The 16,589-nt window shown below is 67.1% G+C and carries 13 protein-coding genes; 10 read left to right on the top strand and 3 right to left on the bottom strand.

The annotated features are described in order from the left end of the window. Positions 1 to 669 precede the first annotated feature (669 nt). From HWX62_RS17735 to HWX62_RS17755, 5 genes are all read left to right on the top strand, one after another. On the top strand, positions 670 to 2,283 hold the full coding sequence (locus HWX62_RS17735) for a DUF2957 domain-containing protein (protein WP_175931523.1): 1,614 nt from the start codon (positions 670 to 672) through the stop codon (positions 2,281 to 2,283). A 71-nt stretch (positions 2,284 to 2,354) separates the two neighbouring features. Beyond that, a complete protein-coding gene (locus HWX62_RS17740; protein WP_175931522.1) occupies positions 2,355 to 3,608 on the top strand; it encodes a DUF2957 domain-containing protein in 1,254 nt (417 codons plus the stop codon). Positions 3,609 to 3,681: 73 nt separating this feature from the next. Continuing rightward, on the top strand, positions 3,682 to 4,506 hold the full coding sequence (locus HWX62_RS17745) for an OmpW family outer membrane protein (protein ID WP_175931521.1): 825 nt from the start codon (positions 3,682 to 3,684) through the stop codon (positions 4,504 to 4,506). Between the two features lie 120 nt (positions 4,507 to 4,626). Beyond that, entirely contained in the window at positions 4,627 to 5,130 is a 504-nt protein-coding gene (locus HWX62_RS17750) for an activator protein (protein WP_175931520.1), read from the top strand. Between the two features lie 337 nt (positions 5,131 to 5,467). Continuing rightward, complete coding sequence (locus HWX62_RS17755; RefSeq protein WP_175931519.1) at positions 5,468 to 6,589, top strand: hypothetical protein; 1,122 nt, start codon at positions 5,468 to 5,470, stop codon at positions 6,587 to 6,589. Positions 6,590 to 6,676: 87 nt separating this feature from the next. Here the strand turns inward: HWX62_RS17755 and betA are convergent, their stop codons facing one another. Genes betA through betI form a run of 3 tightly spaced genes read right to left on the bottom strand, consistent with a single transcriptional unit; the run spans position 6,677 to position 10,489 of the window. Continuing rightward, the gene (gene betA / locus HWX62_RS17760) at positions 6,677 to 8,377 is read right to left on the bottom strand and encodes a choline dehydrogenase (protein WP_175931518.1); all 1,701 of its coding nucleotides are present in this window, start codon (positions 8,375 to 8,377) and stop codon (positions 6,677 to 6,679) included. 25 nt (positions 8,378 to 8,402) lie between these two features. After that, a complete protein-coding gene (gene betB / locus HWX62_RS17765; RefSeq protein ID WP_175931517.1) occupies positions 8,403 to 9,872 on the bottom strand; it encodes a betaine-aldehyde dehydrogenase in 1,470 nt (489 codons plus the stop codon). A 32-nt stretch (positions 9,873 to 9,904) separates the two neighbouring features. Further along, the gene (gene betI / locus HWX62_RS17770) at positions 9,905 to 10,489 is read right to left on the bottom strand and encodes a transcriptional regulator BetI (protein WP_175012491.1); all 585 of its coding nucleotides are present in this window, start codon (positions 10,487 to 10,489) and stop codon (positions 9,905 to 9,907) included. Between the two features lie 717 nt (positions 10,490 to 11,206). Here betI and HWX62_RS17775 point away from each other — a divergent pair. The 5 genes from HWX62_RS17775 to HWX62_RS17795 all read left to right on the top strand — a co-directional run bounded on the left by HWX62_RS17775 (position 11,207) and on the right by HWX62_RS17795 (position 16,588). Continuing rightward, positions 11,207 to 12,109 (top strand): alpha/beta hydrolase, encoded by a 903-nt coding sequence (locus tag HWX62_RS17775; protein ID WP_175931516.1) that lies wholly within the window; start codon positions 11,207 to 11,209, stop codon positions 12,107 to 12,109. Positions 12,110 to 12,176: 67 nt separating this feature from the next. Further along, complete coding sequence (locus HWX62_RS17780; protein ID WP_175931515.1) at positions 12,177 to 12,746, top strand: isoprenylcysteine carboxylmethyltransferase family protein; 570 nt, start codon at positions 12,177 to 12,179, stop codon at positions 12,744 to 12,746. 17 nt (positions 12,747 to 12,763) lie between these two features. After that, the gene (locus tag HWX62_RS17785) at positions 12,764 to 14,047 is read left to right on the top strand and encodes a nucleotide disphospho-sugar-binding domain-containing protein (protein WP_175931514.1); all 1,284 of its coding nucleotides are present in this window, start codon (positions 12,764 to 12,766) and stop codon (positions 14,045 to 14,047) included. Further along, complete coding sequence (locus HWX62_RS17790; RefSeq protein WP_175931513.1) at positions 14,044 to 15,639, top strand: DHA2 family efflux MFS transporter permease subunit; 1,596 nt, start codon at positions 14,044 to 14,046, stop codon at positions 15,637 to 15,639. The genes HWX62_RS17785 and HWX62_RS17790 overlap by 4 nt, the downstream gene beginning before the upstream one ends. Positions 15,640 to 15,649: 10 nt before the next feature. Next, positions 15,650 to 16,588, top strand: a complete 939-nt coding sequence (locus HWX62_RS17795) for a glycosyltransferase family 2 protein (RefSeq protein ID WP_175931512.1) — start codon at positions 15,650 to 15,652, stop codon at positions 16,586 to 16,588. Position 16,589 lies beyond the last annotated feature (1 nt).

Genomic DNA, 16,589 nt, shown 5'->3' on the forward strand with positions numbered 1-16,589 from the left:
GCTGCCCGGCAGCGACGGCACGCTCGCGATCGTCGACGTGTAAGGTTGCACCGCAACATGCTTGCGGGCCGCCGAAGGCCGGCCCGCCTGGCTCGGCGTGAATCGGCGGCCGCCGTTCAAACGCGTGTTCCACGGCCCGGTATTTGTCTGAGCAAATAAAATGAAGGCCGTTTGAAAATCTGTTAAATACCGTATGAACGCTAGGATCGCGCGGGTTCATTCGTTTGGAACTCTGCATCCATTTACTTGCGGGAAGGGGCCGCTCATAGTCTCGACACACGACGCATCACGATAACGAATCAAGCGTACGTATGGAGACCGAACCATGAGACGCCTATCCGCGGGGCCAGCGGGACTGCCGTTTCCCGATTTTTCGCTGAATGCAGGTGCGATGCAGGTCGCGCGCCTGCATCGTCGCCTCGCCGCGTAGCGGCGAACCAGCGGCAAGCCACTTTCCGTTTCGATCGTTCCGACGGCGCCGTGCCGCATGACGGCGCTGCGGGAGCGCGTTTGTCTGCCGCCGCGGCATGTGCCGCGTATGCCTGACTTGCCTCGCGGCAGTTTTGCGTGCATGTCATGCGCCACGCACTCGTGCGGCGGTGCGATACCAACCGGCGGGCCATGCAGCCCGGCCGGACGAGACTTGTCGTACCTGAAAAGGAGGGGTTGATGATTTGCATTCCTGAATGGCGGAAGGCGATCCTGTCGTGCGCGGTGCTGGCGCTGCCGTTCGTCGCCGGTTGCGGCGGCGGCGACGATCCGGGGCCGATCAACGTGCCGCAATGCTCGGGGAGCGCATGCGGGCCGAGCGGCGCCGAAACGACGCCGCCCGTCGTGACGAAGCTGTGCCCGGACGCGCTCGACTACACGACGACGTACACGGGCGGCGCCGGCAGCGGCGAGTACGTGAAGGTGAAGTTCGACACGACGAAGCTCACCTATCAGATGCAGTTCATCGAATCGTCGGTGCCGACGTCGGCGGGGCAGGTCAACGACACGCGCGCGGGCCTGACGATCAGCGGCGCGTTCCATCATCCGACCCATCTCCCGACCGCCGAGCAGAACCGCTGCGCGTTCGTGCTCGACAGCGGCGCGACGAGCGACGGCGCGTATTCGGTGACGATCAACCGTGCGGATCCGCCGATGCTGTTCGTCGGCAATGGCGTGGTGGGCGGCGGGATTCCGGGGGCGACGATTGCGTACAAGGGCCTCGAGCCGATTCCGGGTCTGGTACTCGGCGTGGTGCCGTCGCGCACGTTCGATTTCTATCCGTTCATCGGCTTCACCGAAACGGAAACCGACTTCACGAAGGTTGCGGGCAACTACAACGAGGTCGGCATTCACCTGTCGCCGGTCGGCTCCAACTATCAGAATTTTCTGGGGCCGGTCGGCTGGCAGCCCGACGTGATCAACTGGAACCAGACGCTCAACGCGGATGGCTCATGCACGATTACGCCGAACAGCGACTACTCGTGTCAGACCACCGGAACGCCATGGACGCTGCGCAAGAACGCGGACGGTTCGGCCGACAATGTCTTCGTGAGCAATGCGAAAGCCAGCGCGCTCGGCCCGGTCGTCTATCCGTTCGCCGGGCAGGGCTCGGCGATCGTGATTCTGGCTCCCAGCCAGGCGAAGGGCATCATGATCGTCGGCAAGCTGAATGGCGTGCTGGTGCCGGTCGTGATTCGTGTCGGTTACACGCATGTCGATGAGAGCAACGTCCTTGCGTCGGTTGCCGACGCGGAAGTCGGCATTTCGATGCTCTCGTCGACGAAGGCGATCGCGGCGAATTCGCTGAAAGGCGGGTATATCGGCGCAACCAGCGCGTCGGCGTGCGGTGTCGTGATGTCCAGCGGACCGACGGGTGCCATTGCGACAGGCGGCCCGAGCTTCGACATCAATATTGCGCATCCGGACCTGCCGGGTACCTTCAACGGCAGTTTCTTCATGCCTGAAGCCGGAACCTGCAACGACGGCACCGCCGTGTCGACGCTGGCCGCGAACTATACGTCCACGCTGTTCCAGGGCAATACCGCGGCGTTCATCGATCCGCAGACGTCGTCGGTCACCTCGCAGTTCGCGCTGGACTATGCGCAGGCCACACCCGGCAAGATCAAGGTGACCGCCACGCAGGACTTCAACGCGAAGGGCGCGAACGGCAACGTGGCGATCTTCAGCAAGGGCGACACGGGCTGGCTCGTGACGGCCGGCAACGTCTACGCGATGGTCGTCGACAACAACAAGGTCAACCCGTTCTTCACGGTCGGCGCGTTCGTCCAGTAACCCCGCATTGAACAGGTCACGCCGGCGGCGCATGCGTCGCCGCCGGCGAATCGAATTTCAAGAGGATTCCTATGAATGTGAAGCATTGGATGGTTACGGCGTCGCTCGCGCCGGTGCTGGCCGCATGCGGCGGCGACGGCGACCCGCCGCCCGCGCCGGTGGTCCGGCTGTGCCCGCAGACGATCGACTACAACACGGTGTTCATCGGTGGCTCCGGGTCGGGCGAGCTCGTGAAGGTGCAGCTCGACACGACGAAGATGACGTACCGGATGACCTACCTCGCATCGCCGGTGCCGACCGCCACGGGTACCGTGCAGCCGACGCGCGACACGGCGCCCGCGAACGTGGTCGACGGCACGCTGGCCGACGAGACGGGACTGCCGACGGTGAAGCTGAACCAGTGCACGTTCCGGATGCAGAACGCGAGCCTCGATCCGAACCGGCCCGCGCGGCTGTTCCTCGGCGAGGGCGTGCTCGGCGGCGCGATCCCCGGCGCGACGATCCAGTTCGACGGCGTGATCGGCGTCGGCAAGATCCCGAAGACGACGTTTCCGTACTACCCGTTCATCAGCTTCTCGTCGCTGGAAACCGATCTGACGAAGATCGCCGGCACGTACAACCAGCTCGGCTATCACCAGGTGCCGTCGCAGAACTTCCAGCCGGTGGCGCTCGACCAGAAGGTGACGATCAACGCGGACGGCAGCTATACGGAAACCGACAACTTCGGCAAGAAGAACGGCGGGCAGCCGCTTGCGTCAAGCGCGATCGTGAACCAGCCGTTCACGCTGCGCGCCGATGCGCCGGCATTCCAGTCGCTCAACTATCAGCCGCAGATCCCGCCGACGCTCGCCGCGCTCGATCCGGCGAAGGCCGGCAAGGGAATCCTGATCGTCGGCAAGCTGCGCAACCAGCTCGTGCCGATCTTCATCCGCACCGGCGCCGCGAACGCGGACCTCACGCAAGGCCCGCCGAGCGCGGACGACGAATCGGGCATCTCGTTCCTGAGCCCGCGGACGGCGATCGCGCAGGGCTCGCAGGACGGCGAGTACACGGGCGTCGACAGCGCGTTCAACTACCGCGCGACCGCACTCGTCGGTGCGCAGGCGACGCTGCTCGATCCGTTCAACGCGTCGCAGGCCGCGCTCACGCGTGCGCTGAACCTCGACTACACGCAGAAGGTGCCGGGCGTCGTGACGACCGTGCATGCGGACGCGGCGTCGGGGCCGGCGACCGGCAAGTTCGTGTTCACCGGCGGCGTGTTCGGGTTCCTCGACATGGCCGATACGAGCAACCCGTACTTCACGGTCGGCGCGTTCGTGCAGTGATCGCGTAGGGATGGAGACACGGCGGCGCCGCGCGCGCATGCGCGGCGCGCCGACAGAATGAGGGGGAGACTTCATGAAGAAGCTGATTGTCGCGGGTGTCGTCGCCGGCGTGTCGACGCTCGCATCGGCCCAGCAGGCGGGCGACAACGTCGCGACGCTGGGCTGGCTGCACATCATGCCGCAGGATTCGACCAACGGGCTCACGACGAATCTCGCGAACATGCCGATCAACGGGCCGCTGCGCCTGCCCGGTTCGTTCACGTCGCCGGGCACGAGCCTGACGGTCAACAACGCCGATACGGTCGGCCTCACGCTCACGCACTTCTTCACCGATCACATCGCGGTGACGTCGGTGCTCGGCATACCGCCCGAGTTCACGCTGACGGGCCATGGCGTGATCAGGCCGCCCGGGCCGGCCGGCGCGCTCGGCAACGTCGACATGGACAAGTCGGCGAACCAGCCGGCCGTGAAGAACGCGCGGCAGTGGAGCCCGACGGTCATCCTGCAGTACTACTTCAATTCGCCGACGGCGAAGTTCCGTCCGTTCGTCGGGATCGGCGTGGCCTACAGCTGGTTCAGCAACATCGAACTGAACGGCAACTTCGCGAAGGACATCAACGAGAACCTCGGCAGCGTGCTTGCCGCCGGCGCCGGCAAGCCGGGCGCGACGTCGGTCGAGGGCAAGGCGTCGTCGTCGTTCACGCCGGTCTACAACGTCGGCGCGAGCTACGCGATCGACAAGCACTGGGGGCTCACGGCGACGCTGACGTACATGCCGCTGAAGACCTACTCGTCGCTCGTGATCAAGGCGGCCGACGGTTCGACGCTCGCGACCACGCGCACGCGGCTGAAGGCCGATCCGCTGATCACGTTCGTCGGCATTTCCTACAAGTTCTGAGCCGAGCGGCGCGCATGACGCGTGCCGGCGGCTTCCTGCGACCGGCTGGCCGGATCTTCCGGCCGGAAGGTCGCGTTCCTGGCGGCGTGCCGCCATATGTGAAGAGAGGGGGCAGTTCAAATGAGCATTCGCACAATCGTATCGCTTGTTGCTGCAGTGGCTTTCACCGCGGTTTCGGCCGCGCCTGCTTTCGCCGTCACCGTCTCGCGTGCCGATGGCCAGCCGATGAATCCGAACGGCGAGCCGTTCTCGGCGACGGGGCTCACGAATCTCAGCAAGGGATCGATCAGCGCCAGCTGCAACGCGACCTTCAACGGCACGATCACGTCGACCGGCATCGTCAACATCACGTCGACGACGTTCTCGGGCGGCGCGACGTGCGGCCTGATCAGCGGCAGCGCGAGCAGCACGTCGCCGTGGACGGGGCAGGCTGACAGCACGACGCAACTGTCGATCAATAACGTGAAGGTCAACGTCACGCTGCTCGGCACCTGCGGGCCGAGCAAGGTCGTGACCGCGTGGAGCGACGCGAACTCGTCGCTCACGTTCAACAACGCCACGCTGACGCCGGACTGTACGGTGGGCGGTACCGTGCTGACGTCGCCGAAGTTCCACGTGCAGTAAGCATCGCACGATCGAAGCGGGGCCCGCCGCGCGCGAGGGCCGTGCGGTATGCGCGGCAGGCTTCCGCGGCGTCGATGGGTTCGTGCCGTCGCGTGTATCGGCGCGGCGGCCGGATTCACGGGGCCGGGCGGGGCGCGTTTCTGCGGACAAGGATACTGACGATGTGGCGGAACTTGCGACGTACCCGTGTCGTCCTGCTTATCCGCGTGACGGCAGGCTGACCGCCCGTGTCGCGATCCGATACGGGCGGACTTCCGAGGTCGGCGTGGCGTACCGCGCCTCCCGATCCGATTGAAACGAAACCAAGCCAATTGGCCTGAACCATCCCGGACGACCCATGCTGACCGATCCAGCCACGTATGGCGATGCCCGCGGCGCGACGCCCGACCGGCTGCGCACGGCCGCGTGGCTGCAGTACCTGATCGACCATCTCGACATGGCGGTTGGCACGGTGGCCGCGGCCGACGTCGGCAACACACCCGTCGTCGCGTCGCAAGCGACCCGTGCGGGAACCCGCGCGAACCTGTCCCGCGAAGCGACGGCCGTGCTTCACCGGCTGGTCCCGTGGATCGCACCGGACGGCGGCGGTTGCGCATGCGACCCGACCGATCCGCTCGGCGCATGCGCGCATGTGCCTTGCGCGCCGCAGCTCGCTGAAGCCGAACACTGGTGCCCCGGCTCGCGTACCGTATTCGACACCGCGCACGGCTTGATCGATGCGTGCGCATTCGACGATCCCGACGTCGGCTGGGCCGCGCTCGAACGGATCGCCGATGGCGTCGAATGCGGCGGCGAAGGCGCGGGCACACTCATCGCGAACGAACACGACAGGCTGCGCGAGGCGCCGCCTGCGAAGAACCTGAGAGAAAGGCTGACCGCTGCCGTCGCAACGAGCGCCGAAACGCCGGCCCGCCCCGGCGCCGTCATCGATGCGATCGTGCTGCGCGCATGCGGCCCGCGCAACGACGCGGCGCGTGTCGACGAGATGGCTGCGCTCGCGATGTTCTCGGCCGAGCTCGCCACGGGCGGCGGGGTTTCCGTGGCCGCGTACGGTGGCCGGCACAATCTCGTCGCGCGGGCGATCCGCACGCATCGCGCCGATCTCGCGTCGGCGGACGGGCTGCGCGCGGCGCTATCCGTATGCCGGCTCGATCGACTGACGGGCGCCGGCAGTTTCTGGGCGTACTACCTGCTGGCAGGCATCATGATCGCCGCGCCGGACGCGGTTCGGGAAATCGGCCGCCGCTTCCATGGCGACACGTGGCAAGCATGGCTCGACCACGTGCTCGCGTGGCCGGCGGTCAGCCGCTTCGGGCCGAAGGAGGATCGCGCATTCGACCGTCTGCGCGACGCGATGAGCCTGACGTCGCGCTGGAACCCGATCGTCCGAACGAAACGGATGCGGACGCGGGGCGTGGCGATCCCCCGGTTCGGCGAGGACGAGGGCAGGAGCGGCTGACGCGGGCATGAAAAAAACGCTGCCGGCATCCGTGTCGGCAGCGTTTCATCAGGACACCCTGAGAGGTCGGGCAGGCGCCCGTTTTCGTCAAACCGTCTCGGGTTGCCGCACGGCCTTCGCGACATTGCGCGCCGGTGCGCCGTTCGCGACGAAGTACGGCACGTCGGCCCGCGCGAGCGGCGTGCGGCCGCGGATCTTGTCGGCGATCTTCTCGGCGATCATGATCGTCGGCGCGTTCAGGTTGCCGGTCGTGATGATCGGCATGATCGACGCATCGACGACGCGCAGCCCGTCGAGCCCGTGCACGCGGCCTGCTTCATCGACCACCGCCATGTCGTCGTAACCCATCTTGCACGAGCACGACGGGTGGAACGCGGTTTCCGCGCGGGCGCGCACGAACGCGTCGAGCTCCTTGTCGGTCTTGCAGTCGGCGCCCGGGTTCAGCTCGCGGCCGCGGTAGCGGTCGAGCGCGGGCTGCCGCATGATCTCGCGCGTCGCGCGGATCGCATCGCGGAATTCGCGCCAGTCGAGCGCTTCGGCCATGTAGTTGAACAGGATGCTCGGATGGTCGTTCGGGTCGCGCGAGCGCAGCTTCACGCGGCCGCGGCTCGGCGAGCGCATCGAGCCGACGTGCGCCTGGAAGCCGTGCATCTCGATCGCGTTCGAGCCGTTGTAGTTGATCGCCACCGGCAGGAAGTGATACTGGATGTTCGGCCACGGGTCGTCGTCGCGCGTGCGGATAAAGCCGCCCGCCTCGAAGTGGTTGCTCGCGCCGAGGCCGGTGCCGTTCAGCATCCATTCGAGCCCGATCTTCGGCTGATTCCACCACTTGAGCGCCGGATACAGCGACACGGGCTCCTTGCACTCGTACTGGATGTACATCTCCAGGTGGTCCTGCAGGTTCTGGCCGACGCCGGGCAGATCGAGCACGACCGGAATGTCGAGGGCCTTCAGCCACGCGCCGGGGCCGACACCCGAGCGCTGCAGCAGTTGCGGCGACGCGATCGCGCCGCTGCACACGAGCACTTCGCGGCGCGCATGCACGGTCGCGCGCTCGCTGCCGCGCAGGTACGTGACGCCCGATGCGCGCTTGCCGTCGAACAGGATGCGATCGGCGAGCGCGTGCGTGACGATCTCGAGGTTCGGCCGCGCCTTCGCCTGGTCGAGGTAGCCGCGCGCGGTGCTCGCGCGACGGCCCTTCGGCGTGACGGTGCGGTCCATCGGGCCGAAGCCTTCCTGCTGATAGCCGTTCAGGTCGTCGGTGCGCGGATAGCCGGCCTGCACGCCCGCGTCGACCATCGCCTCGAACAGCGGGTTCACGCCCGGCTTGCTGGTTGTGACCGACACGGGGCCGCTGCCGCCGTGATAGTCGTTCGGGCCGATGTCTCGCGTTTCGGCTTTCCTGAAGTACGGCAGGCAGTCGAGATACGTCCAGTTCTCGAGGCCCTTGTGCGTCGACCAGTTGTCGTAGTCGAGCGCGTTGCCGCGGATGTAGCACATCCCGTTGATCAGCGACGAGCCGCCGAGCCCCTTGCCGCGGCCGCACTCCATCCGGCGGTTGTCCATGTGCGGCTCGGGATCGGTCTCGTACGCCCAGTTGTAGCGGCGGCCCTGCAGCGGGTAGGCCAGCGCCGCCGGCATCTGCGTGCGGAAGTCGAAGCGGTAGTCGGGGCCGCCCGCTTCGAGCAGCAGCACCGTGACGTCCGGATCTTCCGTCAGGCGCGTTGCGAGCACGTTGCCCGCGGAACCCGCGCCGCAGATGATGTAGTCGTATTCGCGTGTCGTCATGACGGTCAATCTCCTTTCCTGATTCTCAAAACACCGGGTTGTAGCGGCCGAGCTCGACCTGCACCGACTTGGTTCGAGTGTAGTGCTCGAGCGTCGTGATGCCGTTCTCGCGTCCGACACCGGATTGCTTGTATCCGCCAACCGGCATCTCGGCCGGCGATTCGCCCCACGTGTTGATCCAGCAGATGCCGGCTTCGAGGCGATGGATCGTGCGGTGCGCGCGCGACAGGTTCTCGGTCACGACGCCGGCCGCGAGGCCATAGTGCGTGTCGTTCGCGCGGGCGATCACTTCGTCCTCCGATTCGAAATCGAGGATGCTCATCACCGGCCCGAAGATCTCTTCGCGCACGATCTTCATGTCGTCGCGGCAGTCGCCGAACACGGTCGGCGCGACGTACTGGCCGTTGGCGAAGTGGCCGTCGGTCAGGCGCGCGCCGCCCGCGAGCAGCTTCGCGCCTTCGGCCTTGCCGCTTTCGATGAAGCCGAGCACCTTGTCGAGCTGCGCGGCCGACACGAGCGGGCCGAAGTTGGTGTCGGCGTCGGTCGGCTTGCCGACGCGGATGCGCTTCACGCGTTCGAGCACCTTCTGCGTGAACGCGTCCTTGATCGAGCGGTGCACGAACACGCGCGTGCCGTTCGTGCAGACCTGGCCCGAGCTGAAGAAGTTGGCGGTCACCGCGATGTCGGCCGCGCGGTCGAGGTCCGCATCGTCGAACACGATCAGTGGCGACTTGCCGCCGAGTTCCATCGTCACTTCCTTCAGCGACGATGCGCCGGCCAGCGACATCACCTTCTTGCCGGTCTCGACGCCGCCGGTGAACGACACCTTCGCGATGTCCGGATGGCTGGTGAGCAGCGCGCCGACCGAGCCGTCGCCCTGCACGACGTTGAACACGCCGGCCGGCACGCCGGCTTCCGTATAGATTTCCGCGAGCTTCAGCGCGGTGAGCGGCGTGACTTCGCTCGGCTTGAACACCATCGCGTTGCCGGCCGCGAGCGCGGGCGCCGTTTTCCAGCACGCGATCTGGATCGGATAGTTCCACGCGCCGATGCCCGCGCACACGCCGAGCGGTTCGCGGCGCGTGTACACGAACGATTCGGCGCGCAGCGGCACCTGCAGCCCTTCGATCGCGGTCGCGAGGCCCGCGTAGTACTCGATCACGTCCGCGCCGGTGACGATGTCGACCGCGAGCGTCTCGGCGATCGGCTTGCCGGTGTCGCGCGTCTCGAGCGCCGCGAGTTCGTCGTTGCGTTCGCGCAGCAGGTCGACCGCGCGGCGCAGGATGCGCGAGCGCTGCATCGCGGTCATCGCCGCCCATTCGCGCTGGCCTGCCTGTGCCGACGCGACCGCGCGGTCGACGTCGGCCGCGCTCGCTTGCTGCACCTGCGCGAGCAGTTCGCCGGTGGCGGGATCGAAGGTGTCGAAAGTCTTGCCGCTGGTGGCATCGACGTAACCGCCGCCGATGTAGAGGCGCTGCAAACCGTATACGGACATGGGGATCTCCTTGAGGGCGACTGCGTCGCGCGTCAGTCGGACGCGAGCAGCAGGTCGATGTAATCGTGGGCGAGCTTCAAAGCGGCCCGGGTGTCGATCGGGCCGCCGGCGAGTGCGCCGCGCAGCCACAGGCCGTCGATCAGCGCGGCGAGGCCGCCGGCCGCTTCGCGCGCTTTCGTGCGCGGCAATGCCTTCGCGAACTCGGCGCACAGGTTCGAATGGAGGCGCCGCGTGTTCACGTGCTGCAGGCGCTTGAGCATCGGGTCGTGCATGCTCTGTGACCAGAACGCGAGCCACGTCTTCATCACGGGCGCGCTGACCTGCGTGTCGTCGAAATTCGCGGCGACGATTGCGCGCAGCCGCGAACGCGGGTCCTTGCGTGCGGCGACGCGGCGGCGCGTGGTGGCCGACCACAGGTCGCGCAGCACGTGCCGCATCGTCGCTTCGAGCAGGCCGTCCTTGTCGCCGAAGTAATGGCTGACGATGCCCGTCGAGATGTTCGCGCGTTGCGCGACCGATGCGAGCGTCGTGCCGGGCAGGCCCGCTTCGTCGATCGAACGCAGCGTGGCATCGATCAACTGCGCGCGGCGTATCTCCCGCATTCCGACTTTCGGCATCGCGACTCCTTCGCCTGGATGGGCGGCCATGGAAGTCGAGAGCTTAGCGGTTTTTTATTGATCGTTCAATCAACAAAAAACGAGGCCGAACGGGAGGCTGCGTTCCAGACGGGCGGGATTTTTTCCGTCCCGAGCCATGTGCAGGTGCGGAAAAATGAATTGAAAGAAGGTTAATTAAGTTTGAATCTGTTTAAAACGGCGCGTGAAAAGATGACGCAATGCGGAGGACTGTTTCTACACCCGATTTCATTACAAATCGAAAGAGTGTCGAAATCTGCAATATTATTCACGATGTGAAATTGTCAAGACGGATTGTGAAGGCGCACGATTTTCTAAAAAGCGTTTCAATCGGGTGATTGATGTTGCATAACGCACTGAAATTAAATGACAATGTGGAATTTTTGAACGCTGGATCGGATTGCTCGCAAACGATTGCACGCTTCTTTTTCGAGATTCTGCATACCATAGAAATCGAAGAAAAAATTTGAATCCGGCGTATTTCCGGAGCGAGTAGAGGGATTTTTGGAATGACTTGAGTAAGTAATCTTGCGCGTATTAGTATGGCGCCGCACCACGAGGAATGAATGGCGCCGCCGCTAATTGCCGCGGTGCGTCGGCAACGGGCGCGTCAATCGACCGCGTACGCGGCCGGCGCCGGCCATTGTGCACCTGCAGCATGCCGCGACGTCGAGACGCCGCATCCACCGGAGAACGACGATGCCGACCGAAAAACATGTGGTCCCGCTGCCGAATGGTCTGAGGGTTTACGTCGAACGGAACGTGTTCGACCCGGCGTTCGACACGGCGATGCTCGTCAACGGCGCGCTCGCGACGACCGCATCGTTCGGCCAGACCGTCCAGTATCTCGGCGAGCGGATGAACACGATCTGCTTCGACCTGCCGTATGCGGGGCAGTCGCGCCAGCACAACCCCGGCTGCTCGATCCTGACCAAGGACGACGAAGCCGCGATCCTCCAGTACCTGGTCGAGCGCTTCGCGCCGGCGTTCCTCGTGTCGGTGTCGTGGGGCGGCGTCGCGTCGCTGTTCGCGCTCGCGCGCGGTTGCCCGAGCGTGCGGCGGGCGGCGATCTGTTCGTTCTCGCCGTTCCTGAACGACGCGATGGTCGACTACGTGACGCGCGCCCGCGACCACATCGCGGCCGGCGAGAACCTGAAGGCCGCGCAGTTGCTGAACGATACCGTCGGCCGGTATCTGCCGCGCATCATGAAGCTGTACAACTACCGGTATCTCACGCGCCTGCCGCGCGACGAGCAGGACCAGGTGGCGTTCCACGTCGACCAGATCCTGTCGCTGCAGCCCGAGCGCTACTTCAGCGAGTTCTCGAACATCGGCTGCGAGTTGCTGTTCCTGAACGGCGAGCGCGACGAATACACGACGCCGGCCGACGTGCGGCAACTGGGCGCGCACGTGCCGCGTGCGCGGTTCGCGACGGTGCCGGACGCCGGCCATTTCCTCGACATCGAAGGCCGTGCGCAGCGCGAATCCACCCGTGCCGCGCTGCTCGATTTCTTCTGTGGCGAGGCGCCCGTCGCGGCCGGCGTCGCACGCGCGGCCGCGCATGCGTGCATGCCCGCGCCGATGCACGCGCTGCCGTCGTGACGCCGCCCGCCGTGCAGCGCGCTCGTCCCGCACATCCGAATTCCCATCCCAACGAGGCAGGCCAGCCGTGAATATCGTTCAGACCATCGCCATCGTCGTTCCGTGGGCCGCGTGGCTCGCGTACTGGATCGCCACGTCGCGGGGCGTCAAGACGACCGTGCGCAAGGAGGCGTCGCGCTCCCGCACGCTGCAGTCGATTCCGCTGATCGTCGGCGGCGCGCTGATCATCCTGCCCGATCCGTCGTGGCAGGCGCTCGTGCCCGACTGGCAGCGCTTCGGCCTGCAGGCGCAGTGCGGGCTCGCGGTGCTGGTGGCCGGCCTGCTGTTCTCGGTGTGGGCGCGGCTGCATCTCGGCACGAACTGGAGCGTGTCAGTCACGCTGAAGGAAGACCACGAACTCGTGCGCACGGGGCCGTACGCGCTCGTGCGTCACCCGATCTACACCGGCTGCCTGATCGCGCTGGTCGGCGCCGCGCTGATCGGCGGCGAATGGCGCGGCGCGATCGGCGTGCTGCTCGTGTTCGCGTCGCTCGCGTACAAGGTGCGCGTCGAGGAGAGCTGGTTGACCGGCTATTTCGGGCCGGCGTATACGCAGTACCGCCGCGAGGTCGCGGCGCTGATTCCCGGCTTCTACTGACACCCGCGAGGCGCGCGATGGCGAAGATGATCGTGACCGCGATCGGCTCGGCGGGCGACGTGCATCCGCTGCTCGGCATCGCGCGCACGCTCGCGGCGCGCGGCCACGACGTCGTGTTCTGCACGCATGCGCCGTTCGAGGCGGCCGTGCGCCGCTGCGGGTTCGCGTTCGTGCCGGTCGGCACCGCGGCCGAGTACGACGCGGCGATGGCGAACCCGGCGCTGTGGGATCCGCGCACGTCGTTCCGCACGCTGTGGCAGGTGATCGCGCCGACCCTGCGCCCGCACTACGACGCGCTGCGTGCGCTGACCGACGCCGACACGGTGCTGATCGGCACCTTGTGGGCGTTTTCCGCACGTTTCATGCAGGAACTGCACGGCACGCCGTACGTGTCGGTGCAGGTTTCGCCGTCGACGCTGCTGTCCGCGCATGCGCCACCGACCCATCCGCGCCTGACGATTCCCGCACGCTGGCCGTTGCCGGTGAAATCGGCGCTGATGACGCTGATCGAGCGCCAGGTGCTCGACCGCGTGTGCGGCCCGGCGCTCGACGCGGTGCGCCGCGAACTCGGGCTTGCGCCCGCGCGGCGCGTGCTCGGCCGCTGGCTCCATTCGACCGACGGCGTGCTGTGCCTGTTTCCGCGCTGGTTCGCGCCGCCGCAGCCCGACTGGCCGTCGAACCATCTGCAAAGCGGTTTTCCGCTGTTCAACGATATCGCGCCCGCCGACGACGATGGCGCGCTCGATGCGTTTCTCGCGGCCGGCGAGCCGCCGGTCGTGTTCACGGCCGGGTCGACGCTCGTCGATCACGCGGCGTATGCGCGCGCGGTGGCGCACGCGCTGCGCGCGACCGGCGCGCGCGGGATCCTGCTGACACCGCACGATGCGGTGCAGGGCGACGATCGGCTGCTCGTACGCCGCTTCGTGCCGATGCGCACACTGCTGCCGCGTTGCCGCGCGCTCGTGCACCACGGCGGGATCGGCACGGCGGCGCTCGCGTGCGAAGCCGGCATCGTGCAGGTCGTCACGCCGTTCGCGCACGATCAGTTCGACAACGCGCAACGCGTCGTCGCGAACGGCTGCGGCGTGCGGGTCGACGGCCCGCTCGACGGCGCGCGGCTCGGCGCGGCGCTCGCACGCGTGCTCGACGAACCCGCGATCGCGTTGCATGCGAAGCGTACGCGCGCGCTCCTTGCGGCCGCGCCGGACGGCTGCATCGCCGCGGCCGATTTCATCGAACGCTTCGTGCCGAAGCGTGGGCGCGCGGCCGCGCGGGCCGCTGTCGCGGCGGCCGGCGCATGAGCGCCGCGTCGCCGCTTCACGACGGGCCCGTCGCGCCGTCCGCATTCGACGCGCTGGCGCCGACGCCCGCCGCGCAGCCGGTGCGCGGCATCCGGCTCGCGCTGCTGACGTTCGCGCTGTCGCTCGCGACCTTCATCGAGGTGCTCGACTCGACGGTGACGAACGTCGCGGTGCCGGCGATTTCCGGCAGCCTCGGCGTATCGAACAGCCAGGGCACGTGGGTGATCAGCTCGTATTCGGTCGCGGCCGCGATCGCGGTGCCGCTCACCGGCTGGCTCGCACGCCGCGTCGGCGAGCTGAGGCTGTTCGTCGGCGCGGTGCTGCTGTTTACGCTGACGTCGCTGCTGTGCGGGCTCGCGCGCGACCTGCACGTGCTCGTGATCTGCCGCGCGTTGCAGGGGCTGTGTTCGGGGCCGATGGTGCCGCTGTCGCAGACGATCCTGCTGCGCAGCTTTCCGCCGACCAAACGCACGATCGCGCTCGCGCTGTGGGCGATGACGGTGCTGCTCGCGCCGATCTTCGGGCCGGTGGTCGGCGGCTGGATCGTCGACAACTTCTCGTGGCCGTGGATCTTCCTGATCAACCTGCCGATCGGGCTGTTCTCGTTCGCGGTGTGCACCGCGATGCTGCGTCCCGACGCGCAGCGCGGCGCGGCCGGCCCGATCGACGTGCCGGGCATCGTGCTGCTCGTGATCGGCGTCGGGTCGCTGCAGGCAATGCTCGATCTCGGCCACGATCGCGGCTGGTTCGATTCGCCGCTGATCGTCACGCTCGCGGTGGTCGCGGCGCTCGCGATCGTGTCGCTGCTGATCTGGGAAGCGGGCGAAGCGCATCCGGTGGTCGACCTGAGCCTGTTTCGCGACCGCACGTTCTCGTTCTGCGTGCTGATCATCTCGCTCGGGATGATGAGCTTCTCCGTGGTCGGCGTCGTGTTCCCGCTGTGGATGCAGGCCGTGATGGGCTACAACGCGTTTCATGCGGGCCTGGCGACCGCGTCGCTCGGCGTGCTCGCGCTCGTGTTCTCGATCCTCGTCGGGCTGCATGCGCACCGCTTCGACGCGCGCGTGCTCGCGACGTTCGGCTTCCTCGTGTTCGCGGCCGTGCTCGCATGGGATGCGCATTTCACGCTGAAGATGACGTTCGCGCAGATCGCCGCGCCGGGGCTGATCCAGGGGATCGGGCTGCCGTGCTTCTTCATCCCGCTGACCGCCGCGACGTTGTCGCGCATTCCGGACGACCGGCTCGCCGCCGCGTCGAGCCTGTCGAATTTCCTGCGCACGCTGTCGGCCGCGTTCGGCACCGCAATGAGCGTGACGCTGTGGGACAACCGCGCGACCTATCACTACGACGTCGTGTCGCAATCGGTCACGCACGCATCGGCGAACACGCAACGCTTCGTGCATGCGCTGAACGCGATGGGCGTGGACGGCGTGCGCGAGCTGACGACGCTGCATCACGTCGTGATGCAGCAGGCGTACATGATGGCGACCAACGACATGTTCTGGATGGCGAGCATGACGTGTCTCGCGCTCGCCGCGATGATGTGGCTGACGCGGCCGAAGCGCGGCGCGGCCGCGTCGTTCGGCCATTGAGGAGCGGACCATGACGACACTCGGCGCACTCGTGATCCTGTATCACCCGAGCGACGCGCAGCTCGACGCGCTGCGCGGATGGCGGCACGCGTGCGATGCGCTGCTCGTCGTCGACAACACGCCGCAGCCCGATGCGCGGGCCCGCGCGCTGTGCGCGCGCGAAGGCATCGCGCTGCTGCATCACGGCAATCGCGGCGGCATCGCGGGCGCGTACAACGCGGGGCTCGCGGCGCTGTTTCGCGACCGCGTCGACGCGGTCGCGCTGTTCGACCAGGATTCGTCGGTGCCGGCCGCGTATTTCCCGACGATGCGCGACGTGTGCGCCGGGCTCGCCGGGCGCGCGTTCCTGGCGGGCCCGCGCATCTTCGACGAGAACGCGCGCAGCTTCCTGCCCGAACTCGCGACGAACGGCATCGGCTTGCGCCGCCTGCGCATCGAGCCGGGCACGCCGATGCAGCGCTGCGCGTTCCTGATCTCGTCGGGCTGCGTCGTGTCGCGCGCCGCGTTCGACGTGCTCGGCCGTTTCGACGAGACGCTGTTCATCGATCACGTCGACACCGAATACAGCTTTCGCGCACTGTCGCGCAACGTGCCGCTCTATGTCGTGCCGTCGCTGGTACTGCCGCACCGGATCGGCGCGAAACGCCGGCATGCGATCGGCCCTTTCGAAATGACGTCGATGAATCACTCGTGGCAACGGCGCTACTACAGCGCACGCAATGCGGTGCAGCTCGGGATGCAGTACGGGCTGCGGTTTCCGGTGGCGCTCGTGCCGAACCTGCTGACGGTGTGGCAGGTCGTGCAGATCGCGCTCGTCGAGCGCGACAAGCGCGCGAAGCTGGCCGGCATCCTGTTCGGCGTCGCGGACGGCCTGTTCGGCCGGCTCGGCCCGCTCGAGCGCGCGCGGCCGCGTCTGGTCGCGCGGGCGCAGCGCGTTCGGCAGGGGTGAC

Source organism: Burkholderia sp. BCC0506, from assembly GCF_902833145.1.
GTDB lineage: Bacteria > Pseudomonadota > Gammaproteobacteria > Burkholderiales > Burkholderiaceae > Burkholderia.

Coding starts and splice junctions, on each gene's coding strand:
- HWX62_RS17735 (WP_175931523.1), top strand. CDS start 670: ATGATTTGCATTCCTGAATGGCGGAAGGCGATCCTGTCGTGCGCGGTG.
- HWX62_RS17740 (WP_175931522.1), top strand. CDS start 2,355: ATGAATGTGAAGCATTGGATGGTTACGGCGTCGCTCGCGCCGGTGCTG.
- HWX62_RS17745 (WP_175931521.1), top strand. CDS start 3,682: ATGAAGAAGCTGATTGTCGCGGGTGTCGTCGCCGGCGTGTCGACGCTC.
- HWX62_RS17750 (WP_175931520.1), top strand. CDS start 4,627: ATGAGCATTCGCACAATCGTATCGCTTGTTGCTGCAGTGGCTTTCACC.
- HWX62_RS17755 (WP_175931519.1), top strand. CDS start 5,468: ATGCTGACCGATCCAGCCACGTATGGCGATGCCCGCGGCGCGACGCCC.
- betA (WP_175931518.1), bottom strand. CDS start 8,377: ATGACGACACGCGAATACGACTACATCATCTGCGGCGCGGGTTCCGCG.
- betB (WP_175931517.1), bottom strand. CDS start 9,872: ATGTCCGTATACGGTTTGCAGCGCCTCTACATCGGCGGCGGTTACGTC.
- betI (WP_175012491.1), bottom strand. CDS start 10,489: ATGCCGAAAGTCGGAATGCGGGAGATACGCCGCGCGCAGTTGATCGAT.
- HWX62_RS17775 (WP_175931516.1), top strand. CDS start 11,207: ATGCCGACCGAAAAACATGTGGTCCCGCTGCCGAATGGTCTGAGGGTT.
- HWX62_RS17785 (WP_175931514.1), top strand. CDS start 12,764: ATGGCGAAGATGATCGTGACCGCGATCGGCTCGGCGGGCGACGTGCAT.
- HWX62_RS17790 (WP_175931513.1), top strand. CDS start 14,044: ATGAGCGCCGCGTCGCCGCTTCACGACGGGCCCGTCGCGCCGTCCGCA.
- HWX62_RS17795 (WP_175931512.1), top strand. CDS start 15,650: ATGACGACACTCGGCGCACTCGTGATCCTGTATCACCCGAGCGACGCG.